Annotated in this window: 9 protein-coding genes; 6 read left to right on the plus strand and 3 right to left on the minus strand. The window is 58.6% G+C overall.

The genetic code is table 11. The features are described from left to right. Positions 1-128 precede the first annotated feature (128 nt). Positions 129-2,951: a ribonuclease E/G gene (locus IP81_RS01970; RefSeq protein WP_054106301.1), complete on the plus strand. Its 2,823-nt coding sequence runs from the start codon at positions 129-131 to the stop codon at positions 2,949-2,951. A gap of 300 nt (positions 2,952-3,251) precedes the next feature. On the opposite strand, the gene IP81_RS01975 is transcribed toward IP81_RS01970, so the two are convergent. Further along, positions 3,252-3,884 carry a class I SAM-dependent methyltransferase gene (locus IP81_RS01975; RefSeq protein ID WP_054106302.1) on the minus strand — a complete coding sequence of 211 codons (633 nt, stop codon included), beginning with the start codon at positions 3,882-3,884 and terminating at the stop codon, positions 3,252-3,254. Positions 3,885-3,970: 86 nt separating this feature from the next. On the opposite strand from IP81_RS01975, the gene IP81_RS01980 reads away from it, so the two are divergent. The 5 genes from IP81_RS01980 to zapE all read left to right on the plus strand — a co-directional run bounded on the left by IP81_RS01980 (position 3,971) and on the right by zapE (position 9,788). Beyond that, positions 3,971-5,407, plus strand: coding sequence for an amino acid permease (locus tag IP81_RS01980; protein ID WP_231626201.1), 1,437 nt, complete (start codon positions 3,971-3,973; stop codon positions 5,405-5,407). After that, on the plus strand, positions 5,404-7,110 hold the full coding sequence (locus IP81_RS01985) for an amidohydrolase (RefSeq protein ID WP_054106303.1): 1,707 nt from the start codon (positions 5,404-5,406) through the stop codon (positions 7,108-7,110). Before IP81_RS01980 ends, IP81_RS01985 begins: the two co-directional genes overlap by 4 nt. Positions 7,111-7,406: 296 nt before the next feature. Further along, on the plus strand, positions 7,407-8,189 hold the full coding sequence (locus IP81_RS01990) for a succinate dehydrogenase iron-sulfur subunit (RefSeq protein WP_054106469.1): 783 nt from the start codon (positions 7,407-7,409) through the stop codon (positions 8,187-8,189). Between the two features lie 67 nt (positions 8,190-8,256). Next, entirely contained in the window at positions 8,257-8,658 is a 402-nt protein-coding gene (locus tag IP81_RS01995; protein ID WP_369800697.1) for a PaaI family thioesterase, read from the plus strand. Then, complete coding sequence (zapE, locus tag IP81_RS02000; RefSeq protein WP_054106305.1) at positions 8,655-9,788, plus strand: cell division protein ZapE; 1,134 nt, start codon at positions 8,655-8,657, stop codon at positions 9,786-9,788. Before IP81_RS01995 ends, zapE begins: the two co-directional genes overlap by 4 nt. A gap of 273 nt (positions 9,789-10,061) precedes the next feature. Here zapE and IP81_RS21205 read toward each other — a convergent pair whose 3' ends face one another. Continuing rightward, positions 10,062-12,344: an EAL domain-containing protein gene (locus IP81_RS21205; protein WP_231626202.1), complete on the minus strand. Its 2,283-nt coding sequence runs from the start codon at positions 12,342-12,344 to the stop codon at positions 10,062-10,064. Between the two features lie 82 nt (positions 12,345-12,426). Then, the gene (locus IP81_RS02010) at positions 12,427-14,316 is read right to left on the minus strand and encodes an XrtA/PEP-CTERM system amidotransferase (protein ID WP_054106306.1); all 1,890 of its coding nucleotides are present in this window, start codon (positions 14,314-14,316) and stop codon (positions 12,427-12,429) included. Positions 14,317-14,323 lie beyond the last annotated feature (7 nt).

The following is a 14,323-nucleotide window of genomic DNA, read 5'->3' on the forward strand; positions in this document are numbered from 1 at the left end:
ATTCGTGCGCAGCAACGGCATCAGCCCAATCATGGCATTGGCTTGGCAAGGCAGCGCGCGCCTATCTCAAACGATCCGCGCCAGCAACGCAGGGGCAACCCGGCGACGGCGCGGCTGGAGAATTTATAATGACAACGCGCATGCTTATCGATGCGCGCCACCAGGAAGAAACCCGGGTGGCGGTGCTGAAGGGCAACCGGATTGAGGAGTTCGACTTTGAATCTGCGGATCACAAGCAGATCAAAGGCAATATCTATCTGGCCAAGGTTACACGTGTAGAGCCATCGCTTCAGGCGGCTTTTGTTGATTTTGGCGGCAACCGGCATGGATTCCTCGCGTTCAGCGAAATCCACCCTGATTACTATCAGATACCCAAGGAAGACCGTGAGGCGCTTCTGGCCGAAGAGGCCGCGCACGCCGAAGAAGAAGCCGCGCTGCGCGCTGCCGAAGACGGTGATGACGACGAATACGGCGATGGTGACGGTGACGGCTACGACGCCGATGATGGCGTAACCGAAGTCGATACGTCAGAAAAAGACCAGGTTGCCACGATCGAAGGCGGCGTTGTTGAAAACGGTTTCGATCACGAAGGCGAAGAAGGCGATGAAAACGCCTCTGATACTGGTGACGAAGACGAAAACGGCGAACGCTCAAATAACGGCCGCCAACGTCGCGGTCGCCGGCAGGGCGGTCGCTCACAAGGCAAAGAAGCCGACGAACTGCGCGCCAAGCGCATGGCGCTGCGCCGTCGCTACAAAATTCAGGACGTTATCCAGCGCCGTCAGGTTCTGCTCGTCCAGGTCGTCAAGGAAGAACGCGGCAACAAGGGCGCAGCCCTCACCACCTACCTCAGCCTCGCGGGCCGCTATTGCGTGCTCATGCCGAATTCGAGCCATGGCGGCGGCATCAGCCGCAAGATCAGCTCGACAACTGACCGCAAGCGCCTGAAATCGATCATCACGGAAATGGACTTGCCGCGTTCGATGTCTTGCATCGTGCGCACGGCAGGGCTTCAGCGCACCAAGCCTGAAATCAAGCGCGACTTCGATTACCTCGCCCGCCTGTGGGACGAGATTCGTGAACGCACCATTGGCTCGGTCGCCCCTGCCCTGATCCATTCGGACAGCGACCTGATCAAGCGCGCGATCCGCGACATCTACAACCGCGACATCGAGGATGTCGTTGTCGAAGGCGAGCACGGCTATCGCGCGGCCAAAGACTTCATGAAACTGCTGATGCCAAGCCACGCCAAGCGGGTTCAGCAATATGTCGATCCGGTGCCGCTGTTCCAGCGCTATGGTGCCGAAGACCAGCTTACCGCGATGTACGATCCTGTCGTGCAGTTGAAGTCGGGCGGCTACCTCGTCATCAACCCGACCGAAGCACTTGTTTCGATCGACATCAACTCGGGCCGCTCCACCAAGGAACACGGTATCGAGGCGACAGCGGTTTCCACCAACCTTGAAGCCGCGCGCGAAATCGCCCGCCAATTGCGCTTGCGCGATATGGCAGGTCTGGTCGTGATCGACTTTATCGATATGGAATACGGATCAAACATCCGTAAAGTCGAAAAGGCGATGAAGGATGCGTTGCGCAATGATCGCGCGCGCATTCAGGTTGGCCGCATTTCCGGCTTTGGCCTGATGGAAATGAGCCGCCAGCGCCTGCGCACCGGCGTTCTCGAAGCCACCACGCGTGGCTGCCCGCATTGCGATGGTTCGGGCCTGGTCCGCACCGCTTCGTCCGCCGGTCTTTCGGCCTTGCGCATGATCGAAGACGAAGCCGCGAAGGGCAAGGGCAACGTCGTCACGCTCTATGCTTCTCAAGAAGCAGCGATCTATGTGCTCAATGCCAAGCGTATTGATCTGGGCGAAATCGAAGAGCGTTATGGCGTAACCGTCGAAGTGATCCCTGAAGGTGAGAACGAAGGCGCGAAAATGCGCGTCGCCTCACGCGGACCACGCCCTGAATTCGTCCCCCGGTTCGAACCGATTATCGAGCCTGAGGAAGAAGACGATATCGTCGAGGACGATTACGACGCCGAAGAAGAAGTCGAAGAGCGTGAAGAACGCCCGGCCCGCGCCCCTCGCCCCGAAGGCGAAGATGGCGCTGACCGTGATGGTCGTCGCAAGCGTCGCAAGCGCCGCCGTGGTCGTAGCCGTGATCGCCGCGATGATGATGGCGCTGAAACGCAAGGCTCGGATGCTGATGCCGACGCGCAAGAAGGCAATGATGAAGCAGGCGATGAAGGCGCGGCTAGCGAAGCTGGCGAAGCGGGTCATGAAACCGAAACCGAAGCGGAACGCGGCCAGCGCAAGCGTCGCCGTCGCGGTCGTCGCCGTCGTGGCGGACGCGATGGCGCAGAAGGCCAAGGCACTGAAGGCAGCACCGAACAGGGTGGGACCGAACAGGATGGGGCCGATCAGGGCGATAGCGACGAAGGCTTTACCGCCGAAGCGCAGGCCGAACCTGCCGTTGTGGCCGAACCCGAAGCCGCTCCTGCACCCGTTGCAGAAGAAGCTCCGGCCAAGCCAAAGCGCGCACCGCGCAAGAAAAAGGCTGATGCTGTAGCCGATGAAGCCACAGTTGCCGAGCAGGTCGCAGAAGCAACGCCCGCACCTGTTGCTGCGGAACCCGTTGTCGAAGCAGAAGCCGCCCCGGCCAAGCCCAAGCGCGCCCCGCGCAAGAAAAAGGCTGACGCCGAAGCCGAAGCTGCACCGGCTCCTGCTCCTGCACCCGAACCGGTTGCAGAAGCAGCGCCTATCGAAGCAGAAGCCGCTCCGGCCAAACCAAAGCGTGCACCGCGCAAGAAAAAGGCTGACGCTGTTGCATCTGACGCAGCGCCTGCCGAAACGGTGACCGCTGAAGCCCCTATGGCTGAACCGGCAGCCGAAGAAACCGCTGCCGCCTCCCCGCGTCGCGGCTGGTGGCAGCGCACCTTCGGCGAATAAGCGCCGTAACCGCTAACCAGAAAAGGCCCCCGCCGGAGAACCGGTGGGGGCCTTTTTGATTGCGAACATAGCGTAATCAAACGCACACGTTGAAAGGGTTCCACGCAGAGACGCGGAGAAGAAGCGGAGGCGCCGAGGGAGTGGCTTTAGCGGCAAAGCCGCCCATAAATTCCGGCCATGGTGGTTGCCCTATGGCCGGATCATCGGGCGGCCTTGCGGCCCAAACTGCCCCCTCTGCGTCTCCCCTTCTTCTCTGCGTCTCTGCGTGAAACCAAAAAACCTTTGCTAACAGGGATCACCCTAAACCGTTTTCACTGCGGTTCCCCATTCCATCCAAGCCGCCCATTTCGGCATTTTCGGCATATATTGGTGCCCTGGATGCTCAATCTGGAAACCCGCCGCGATCACGGGCTTGGTCACTGTGCGCGCCAAATGGCACCCGCCCATCAGCGGTTTCCATACCGGTTCGATCCGCCGCTGCCATTTGGCAACGCCCGCATCCGGGCTCAACCCGTGTTCCAGAAACAGCAATTGCCCACCGCGCCGCAAAATCCGCCGCAATTCCCGCAAAACCTGATCCGGGTCTTGCACCGAACATAGCGTATAGGTGCAGACAACCGTATCAAAGCTCTCTTCGGCAAAGGGAATATTCTCGCCAACACCTTCGCGGATATCGGCGGACAGGCCCTTTTGCGCCGCTGCGGCCCGCGCATATTCGAGCAATTTTCCAGATGGATCGATTCCGGCAAAACCGGTCACCCGCGCAGGATCGTAGAACTGCTGGTTCAAACCGCCGCCGCAGCCAATTTCGAACACGCGCCCGTATGCGCGCGGGACAATGCCGGCACGCAATTCCATGATCCCCGGCGAAGCACATGCGCACTTTATCATGCGCGGCACCACTTGCGCCTCCCAAAAGGCTTTCACGCCCATCCTAGCTCCTGTTTTTATTCTGTAAGATTGCCTCGCTCTGCCGCAATCTGCAATCCCCAAACGTCCCGCTTCGCGCGAATGACGTATTGCCCGCCACCTGCTATTCATCCCCAAGGACAAGCAGCAACATCACCGGGGGATTTCTGAAACAAGCCGAACATCTGGAACAGGCCGAACACAAGCTTGAGGCATCGCTTCACGCCCGCCACGTGGCGATGATCGCCATCGGCGGCATCATCGGCGCAGGCCTCTTCGTCGGCTCATCCACCTCGATCGTGCAGATCGGCCCGGCGGTGATAGTCAGCTATGGCCTTGCAGGGCTGGTCATCCTGATGATCATGCGCATGCTCAGTGAAATGGCGATGCTGCACCCCGGCGCAGGCTCGTTCACCGAGCTGATCCGCATGGCCTTGGGGCCGCTCGCCGGCTTCGTCTCGGGCTGGCTCTATTGGTACTTCTGGGTGATAGTTGTGGCGATCGAGGCGATTGCAGGCGCAGTGATCCTGGCGCTGTGGCTCCCGTTCGAAGTGTGGCAAATCGGCTCGGTCCTCCTCGCCTTGATGACCGTGGTGAACCTCTTTTCCGCGCGCTCTTATGGCGAGTTCGAGTTCTGGCTCTCTGCTGCCAAAGTTGCCGCGATCCTCGGCTTCATCCTCATCGCCGGACTGTGGGCATTCGGCGTCACCTCGCCCGCTGGCAATACTTTTGCCAATCTTACCGCGCACGGCGGTTTTGCCCCCAAAGGCTGGGGCGCCGTCATCGGCGGCGTTACCTCGGTCATCTTCGCGCTCTGCGGCGCGGAAATCGCCACTGTTGCCGCCGCTGAATCCCACGCGCCTGCCAAAACTATCGCCCGTATGACCGGCTCGGTCGCCTTGCGCATCCTGCTGTTCTATGTCGTCTCGCTCATCCTGATCGTCGCGGTGCAACCGTGGAACACGGTCGTCGCGGGCCAATCCCCCTTCGCCAGTTCGCTCGGGCTCATGGGCATTCCCTATGCCGCCACGATCATGAACGCCGTCGTCCTCGTCGCGGTGCTGTCGTGCCTCAACTCGGGCCTCTATGTCACCTCGCGCGCGCTGTTCGGCCTTGCCCGCCACGGTGATGCACCGCAAAGCCTGATCCGCCTGAACAAGCGCAAGGTTCCTGCCCGCGCCACGCTTATCGCCAGCCTGTTCGGCTATGGCGCGATGGCCGCCTCGATCCTTTCGCCCCAAGGCGTGTTCAGCTTCCTCGTCAGCGCCTCGGGCGCGCTGATGCTGATCATTTATCTGATGGTCTGCCTCGCGCAGGTCCGCATGCGCAAACAGGTTGAGGCGACCGCGCCTGAAACCCTCGCCTTGCGCATGTGGCTGTTCCCTGGCCTCAGCTATGCCACCATCGCCGCCATTGCCGTGGTGCTCATCGCGATGGCTTTCGTGCCAGATTTGCGCCCCCAGGCCATCGCCAGCGCCATCACCTTTGCCATCGCCGCCGCCGCATGGGCCATCCTGCGCCGCCCCCACCTGAAAGGTCAGCCATGAAGACCGCACGCCGGCTTGCCCTGGCCCTCGCCGCGCTCCCGCTTCCCGCACTGGCTGCGCCTGCGCAAGCAGACTTGCTGTTCATCAACGGCAAAGTCCTCACCGTCGACAAAGACTTTACCATCGCCACCAGCGTCGCGGTCAAAGATGGCAAGATCGCAGCCGTCGGCGGCGCGGACCTTGCGAAAGACTGGCAAGCCCCCCGCACCATCGATCTCAAAGGCCGCACCCTGATGCCCGGCTTCGTCGATGCGCACTTGCACATGAAAGGCCTGTCGCACCGCTCGATCGAGCCCGAAAAGGCCAAATCGATCACCGAACTCGGCGCAATGGTTGCAGCCAAGGCCAAAGAGCTCGGCCCCGGCGAATGGGTCGCAGGCTCGGGCTGGGACGAAGCCCTGCTTGCCGAAAAGCGCAACCCCACCCGCGCCGATCTCGACAAGATCGCGCCCGATAACCCCGTCGTCCTCGTCCGCGCAGGCGCCCACAGCGCCGTTGCCAATTCGCTCGCGCTCAAAATCGCCGGGATCACCGACAAAACGCCCGATCCCGATGGCGGCTTGATTGAACATGGCCCCGATGGCCAGCTTAACGGCATGATCCGTGAACGCATGGACATCGTGCTCAAATTCGTCCCTGCCGACAGCCCAGCACAAATGCGCCCCAGCTATATCCGCGCGCTCAAAGACCTCCTGCGCCTCGGCATCACCAGCTATATGGAGGCGTGGACCACCATCGACGATGAACCCGTCGAACAGGGCGGCCTTGCGGGCGGCGGCGGCAATGGTGTGCGCGGCCACACCTTCAAACAGCTCGCCGCGATCTATGCCGATGAGGGCGAAAACCTGCCGCGCGGCACGCTCTACATCATGTATCCCGGCGCCGAACGCCTGCGCAAATTCCCGCATCACACGGGGTACGGCGATGATCGCCTGAAGCTCGGCCCCATCGGCGAAAGCGCCTATGACGGCGGCTTCACCGGCCCCACCGCGCGCACATCAAAAGACTACAAAGGCCAGCCCGGCTTTCGGGGCACCACGTTCATGAGCGAGGCCGCGCTTCAGGAAATGGTTGAAACCTCCGCCGCGCTCGGCTGGCAACTGGGGATCCATGCGATTGGCGATGAAGCCATCGATACCGTCGCCCAAGCCTATCACACTGCGCTTGCCGCAAAGCCCAAGGCCGACCACCGCTGGTTTATCTCGCATTTCACCATGCTGCCCACCGAACAGACGATGAAGACCATGGCCGCAGACGGCGTGTGGACCACCGCGCAGCCCAACTTCACCTATAACCTCGAAGGCCGCTATCTTTCGGTGCTTGATGGCGAGCGGCTTGATCACATCAACCCGATGGCCACCCCCATCAACCTCGGCGTCAACGTGGTGATGAGCAGCGACAACTTGCCCATCGGCCCGATGGTCGGCCTCTATTCCGCCGTCACCCGCAAAGGCATGAGCGGCCACCAGTTCGCCCTGTCCGAAGCCATCACCCGCGAACAAGCCATCCGCCTCTATACCGCCAAAGCCGCCGCCGTGGCGTGGGACGAGGCCAAAAAAGGCACCATCGAACCCGGCAAATTCGCCGACCTCATCGTGCTCGACAAAGACCCGCTCACGGTGCCCGCCGAACAACTCCTGCAAACGCAAGTCGATCAAACATACGTGGGCGGCAAACTTGTGTGGAGCCGCGCCGGGGAATAAACTCTGTCCTACAAGGCCAAGCGTTGGCAAAGTATGGCCATGACGATTCAGCTCATCCGCGCCGCGCCCCCGTCTTCTGGCAAAGGATCAAGGTGCAAAACGAAACGCGTTAAGCCTACTGCCCGTTTTCTTCCCAGAACAGTGTAAACTGTGTAAACTTGTTCATCTTACACCCAACCAACCTGAACGGAAACACCCCGAACCAATGTGCACGCCGCACCCCCTTGCCCCGCGCGCTGCAATTGCTAAGGACGATTCGGAAACACATTCGCGCACGCGCAAAACAGGACATGACGATGGCGACTTTCTCGCTTCCGAAGAACTCCAAGATCACCGGCAAGGCCCGCCATCACGCGGCACCCACGCAAGGAAAGGTCCGCAAGTTCAAGGTCTATCGCTATGATCCCGATAGCGGCCAGAACCCGCGTTACGATACCTTCGATATCGATCTCGATAACTGCGGCCCGATGGTGCTCGATGCGCTGATCAAGATGAAGAGCGAGCAGGACCCCACGCTCACCTTCCGCCGCTCATGCCGCGAAGGTATCTGCGGTTCATGCGCGATGAACATGAACGGTCGCAACGGCCTTGCCTGCACCACCGCGATCGAAGATCTTGCGGGCGAAGTGCGCATCACGCCGCTGCCGCACATGGAAGTGATCAAGGACCTCGTGCCCGATTTCACGCACTTCTATGCGCAATACGCCTCGATCCGCCCATGGCTTCAAACTGTCACGCCAACGCCATCGGGCAAGGAACGCCTGCAATCACCCGAACAGCGCGAAAAGCTGGACGGCCTTTATGAGTGCATCCTGTGCGCCTGTTGCAGCACATCGTGCCCCAGCTACTGGTGGAATTCCGACAAGTTCCTTGGCCCCGCCATCCTGCTTCAGGCCTACCGCTGGCTGGCCGATAGCCGCGATGAGATGACGGGTGAGCGTCTGGACGAACTGGAAGATCCGTTCCGTCTCTATCGCTGCCACACCATCATGAACTGTGCAAACGTGTGCCCCAAGGGTCTCTCGCCCGCGCGCGCCATCGCCGAAATCAAGAAGATGCAGGCCGAGCGTCTCGTATAATACGGTGGTAGATCAGGCATTCCAGTATGAACCAGCCCCGGACCAACCGGGCTGGTTCACTTGGGACATAAAAGACCCAACTCGCTTCAATGCCCAAACCATGGGCAAAATGGTTACCCGCGTCGAAGATCGGGCTGATGGTGGTAAGGCATGCCGCCTGCGGATGTTCCCGGAGCGACGCCACTCCAATCTGCTCGATTCGGTACACGGCGGCGTTACCCTCGCCCTGATCGACATTGCCTTGTTTGCTGCAATGCGGACGCTGCTCGATGGCGATGCCGCGGGGTCGGTCACGCTTGACCTTTCGAACCAGTTTATTGGCGCAGGCCGCGTTAGCGAACCGCTTGATGCCGTGGTCGAGGTTCTGCGCGAAACCGGCCGGCTCGTTTTCCTGCGCGGCCTCGTGGTACAAGGCGATGATACCATCGCCGCGTTCAGCGGTACGATTCGCAAGCCGACACAACGATGACAAGTGTGCTCCAGCGCTACGGCGAACTGGTGGCCGCCGGTGAATTAAAGCCCGACCCCGAACAAGCCGCCGCCGTCACCAAGCTGGCCGCGTTGCAACAGGATCTGGAAACACCGCCGCCCGTAGCGGGCATCTTCGGCAAGCTGCTGGGCCGCAAAGCTCCGCCTCCGCCGCGCGGCATTTATATGTGGGGCGGTGTCGGGCGCGGCAAATCCATGTTGATGGATTTGTTTCACGACAACCTGAACATCACCGCCAAACGCCGCGCGCACTTCCACGAATTCATGCTCGACGTCCACGCCCGCTTGCGCGAGGAACGCAAAAAGGAAAGCGGCGATCCGATCCTGCCCGTCGCAGCGGCGATTGCAACCGAAACGCGCGTGCTGTGCTTTGACGAAATGGTCGTCAACAACAGCGCCGACGCAATGATCATGAGCCGACTTTTCACCGCCCTTATGGTCGAAGGTGGCGTGACGATTATCACTACATCGAATCGCGCGCCCTCCGATCTCTACAAAAACGGGCTGAACCGCGAACACTTCCTGCCGTTCATCGTACTGGTCGAAAGCCGGCTTGAAGTGCTGACACTCAACGGTCCGACAGATTACCGGCTAGAACGCATGCAAGGCGTTGGCACATGGCACGTTCCCGTTGGCCCTGTGGCAACAGACGCCGTGCGCGAAGCCTTCTTTAGGCTAACGGATTATCCACCCGAAGACAGCGAACATGTTCCCAGCGCGGAACTGGATGTTGGTGGCGGGCGCTTGCTGCATGTGCCCAAAAGCTTGAAGGGGGTTGGCGTTTTCAGCTTCAAGCGGCTATGCAGTGAAGCGCGGGGGGCGGCGGATTACCTGGCGATCGCGCGCCATTTTCACACAGCCATTATCGTCGCGATCCCCCGCCTCGGCCCGGATTTGCGCAATGAAACCGCGCGGTTCATTACGCTGATTGATGCACTCTATGAGCACAAAGTGAAACTCATCGCCACGGCGGACGCAGAGCCTGCCGAGCTTTATGATTGGAGCGGCAAAGGGGATGATGAGGGGCGGTTCATGTTTGACCGCACGGTCAGCCGGTTAATGGAGATGCAGAGCCAGGATTATCTGGCTTTGGGCCATGGCGAAGACTAAAACTGCGCCTGCTTTAATTAAAGCAATTTTTGAGGCCATCAGGGCTTAGCCCCAGACAATTGCGGACGCTCTTAAAGCGACCGCGGCCAGCTATTAACGCAAGAACCCCACGTTAATTAAAAAGCGCTGAATTCCCTGGGGAATTCAGCGCGAAAAATTCAGTTGAAAAGCCAACGCATGATTTCCCAAACAGCATTTACAGCGAACAACATATGGGCCTCCATCCACATTTGGAGGCTTACAACTAACAGCAAATATAATGGTTAACAATATCTAAACAACCCGTTTTGGCATTTGTTCCCTTTTGAGAAGATTTTTCCGCAATTCAGCAATGGGTTGAGGACGCCCAAGATGATAGCCTTGGCCAACATCGCACCCTAGACGCCCCAGCATGCGATACGTTGCCTCATCCTCGATACCCTCGGCAACGACAGTCTGCCCCAGCGCGTGCGCAAGGTCGATTGTCGAGCGTACGATGTGCCGTTCACGCTCATGTGTAAGGATCCGCGAGACAAATCGCCGGTCCAGTTTGAGTTCATCGCTGGGAAGATCAGCAAGGTAGGCAAGACTTGCCTCACCCGTTCCGAAATCATCAATCGACAAGCGGAAGCCGATTGTGCGCAGTTGGGATAGATTCTGCACGGCTGCCGGTCGATTGCGAACACTGGATGTTTCGGTAACTTCAATGGTTAACTGCGTGGGATTGATTTGGCGCCGCCTTATGATTTCCATCAAGCTTGGCACCAATCCCGCCTTATCAACCATCTGCGCCGACAAGTTGATGCTCATTTGAATATGCCGCCCGATGGCGTTTAAGGCCAGGGCCGCTGTGATCGCCTCTTCCATCACCCAATACGTAAGAGCATCGATCCGCCCCGCCCGTTCGGCTTGCAGAATAAATGCATCAGGCGCGATTGGCCCGCGCGTGGGATGATTCCAGCGGATCAGCGCTTCTGCACCACAGAGCAATCCCGTCTTGATGTCCCACTGGCTCTGAAATGCCAGCCAAATTTCGCCATTGCGCAGGCCTTCATCGATACTGGCGTGTAGCGACAATTCCCACGATGCTTCTTCAAGACGCTCTGCCTCGAACAGTTCGACAGCACGGCCACTGGCCAAAGCATCATTGGCGCTGGCGAGTGCAGAATTAACACGGGTAAGTGCATCCAGGCCTTCGTTCCGGTCCAACCCGAAGTGGATATTCGTATCGAAAGTGAACTGGCCAATCTCGAGCGGCGCGGCGAAAAGCGCACGCATGCCTTCCAGATGATTGAGTTGCATCTCAAGAGGGCGCGCTTCTTCTGTCCAGGCAAAGTGCCCGCCTTCCCCGTTAAAAATGGTTTCGGTACCAGACCCAACCGACAAACGCCGCGCGATCTGTCGCGCACATTCACCATGCAAATCCTTGGGAAGCGTCGCCAATATTTCTTCGTAGCGCGCGATTACTGCGACAACCACATCGCGCCCCACGTCAAGGGGTTGCGCACTCAAAGCAAGAAGATTGGGCAGACCTGAAGCGCTGGTGTGCTGGACCCTGCGCATGCGCAATTGCCAAAGTCTGATGCCTCCGTACAAGGCCGCACAGACTATACCTGCGGCATTATCAAGCGTGATGCCAAGTACTTGCAGCGCAGCCGGCACCACCAATATTGTTACGAGCGCAAGACCGTGTAGGATCAGCTTGTTGCGCTTTCGTGTACTTTTGCTGCCTGCGCGGATAAAGAGCCAAGCTAGGATCAATATCGGAAAGGAACCTAACGCAACGGCAAAAGGTTTATCCAGAGCATCGGCTCCAGCAAGATCCAATGCAAGCGGATGAACTCTCCGTTGTCCGAAAAATCCAATTGGGGCCGTTACCCCAGCGGAATTTACAATAACTGTACGTCCGGTCAATTGTCCGAGTGTAAAATCTCCACCCTCAAACTTCTCTGCTTTTAGATGAGGAACCGTTTTAATATCAAAAAGATAGTCAGGCACAAATGATGGTTGCCAAATTTGGTTAACACCAGACAATGCCGGAGATAGAGTTGAATACTGTTTACCCGAAATTTTTATGGAAAATGGTGAAAAAATACCATAATCAATAAAATTTGTATTCCATGCAGACAATACAACAGGTGCACCACCTATCTTTTCATTATCAGGAATATCGAAATCTTGTGCTGAAAATTTGTAATCCGGTACACCAAGCTTACGGCTTCTGACTACGAAACTAACATCCGGGTTCAATTTGTGTATAGCACGAACAAGCGCCGCATCGCCTTCGATATCCTCGCCAAATTTAACCGGCGTATCGACGAACACGCGATGAGGCATTTGCGCACTCAGATTCTCAAGCACTCTGGCCAAGCGGCGTGTGCTGATTATCGATTTACCGCTTGCTTGTACCCCGCTGTCAAAACTCAGAACAATGGTAGAGGGGCTTGCTGGATGAACACCAATCTTGGCCCTCGAGTTTTTATAAACGTGGTCAATTGGTGAAAGCACATCGGTAAGAGTCAGCAATGCTGGGAGGAGCAGCGCGAGATACAACGGTGAGCGCAGTTTCTTCAGCATGGACCATCAGCGGTTGTTTCGCCGCCAAACTAGTCCGAAATGGTGAATATCCCCTTACCGCTCACCATCGATTAACGCCGTATCAACCAAGGCGATCCAATGATTTCCGTAACATGAGCAGTTGCCAGATCAGTCGGCTGTGATCCATGCGCCCCGCAATATGCGCCTCGGCAACGGCATCAATTTGCGCTGCATCAAACCAGCCCGTACGTGCCAGAGCGCCACTTGATGCCAAACCGCGCGCTTCATCGGCCAAAGGTCCGCGCAACCACTGCGCAATCGGCGTGACAAAACCCATTTTCGGGCGGAACAAAACATCCTCGGGCAAGTAGCGCCGCATGGTGTTTTTGACCAACCACTTGCCCGTATTCCCGCGAACGCGCAGATTTTCAGGCAGACTTGCGCCAAACTCGATCAGGCGGTGATCCAGCAACGGTTCACGCGCCTCAAGGCTGACCGCCATGCTCGTGCGGTCTACTTTGGTCAGGATATCGCCGGGCAAATAGAATTTCAAATCAGCATATTGTGCGCGATCAAGGCCACTGCGCGCTGGGGCATTGCGCATCAGATCAACGAAGGGTTGTTCCGCCCGGTAATCGCCCCGCAAGCGCCGGAAATCGGGGCTGTAAAGCCTAGCGCGCAATTCGGGAGACGTAACAGCCAAAGATCGCGCATAACCTTCCTCACCGCTTGTGGCGAGGCTGAGCAGTGTGGACTTCGCACGCAGAGGACGCGGTGCCCAATCGGCCTTGGGCCAAAGCTTGCCCAGCGTGCCGAACACCGGACCGCGCAAAGCGGAGGGCAACAGTCTGCGCACTTGCTCTTCGCGGTGCTGGAAGGTCTGGCGGCGATATCCCGCAAAAGCCTCGTCCGCACCATCGCCCGAAAGCGCAACCGTCACATGTTCGCGCGCAAGTTCGCAAACGCGGAAGGTGGGAAGCGCCGAGGCATCAGCGAAAGGTTCATCAAACATCCCCGCAAGGCGATCAACTAGGGAGAAGTCATCGGGAGAAACCGTACGTTTCCAATGCTGTGTACGGAACTGCGCAGCGATCTTGTCGGCGTAAGCCGTTTCATCGAGCGCAGCCACATCAAACCCGATCGAACAGGTTTTGACCGGCGACGTGCTGGCCTCAGCCATCAGGGCGACCACGCTGGAGCTGTCTACGCCGCCTGAGAGAAACGCGCCCAACGGCACATCAGCCAACATCCGCGAGGTTACCGCCTCGCGCATATGATGCAGCAAATGCGCTCCAAGATCATCGGCATTGCCCTTTGCGCGATCCGCGAACGAGACGTCCCACCACTGCACCGGCGCGAGTGCTGGCGCATCGTGGCGGAGCAATTGGTAATGGCCCGCAGGCAGCTTCTCGACGCCCTTGAGGATGGACCGGTGATCGGGGACATACCCCCATGCAAGGTAATCTTCGATCGCCAAGGGATCAATTTCATAGCGAAACGCAGGATGGGCAAGCAAAGCCTTGAGTTCTGACCCGAAAATGATCGAACCATCGGTAAGGCGTGCCGAAAACAGCGGCTTTACGCCAAGCCGGTCGCGCGCGAGCAGCAAGGTGCGCTGCCGCAGATCATAGAGCGCAAAGGCAAACATGCCGTGCAAGCGCTTAAGGCAATCGGTGCCCCAGTGGCGCCATGCCTGGAGGATTACCTCGGTATCGCCGTCAGTGCGGAACTTTGCGCCCAGCGCCTGAAGTTCGGCGCGCAAATCCATGAAATTATAGATCTCACCGTTGAAAACGATGATGGCGTCCTGTTCAACCGAGGCCATCGGTTGCGGCGATCCGGCAAGGTCGATGATCGACAGGCGGCGGTGGCCAAGCCCGACGCCGGGCGCGGTCCACACGCCTTCCCCATCTGGCCCGCGATGGGCAATGGCATCGCACATCAGGCGCACGCGATCAGGATCGACCGGCTTTTGGCCCTCGGTATGAAAAATTCCCGCTATTCCGCACATGGGGGCT

Source organism: Novosphingobium sp. AAP83 (assembly GCF_001295795.1).
In the GTDB taxonomy this organism is placed as follows: Bacteria; Pseudomonadota; Alphaproteobacteria; order Sphingomonadales; family Sphingomonadaceae; genus Novosphingobium.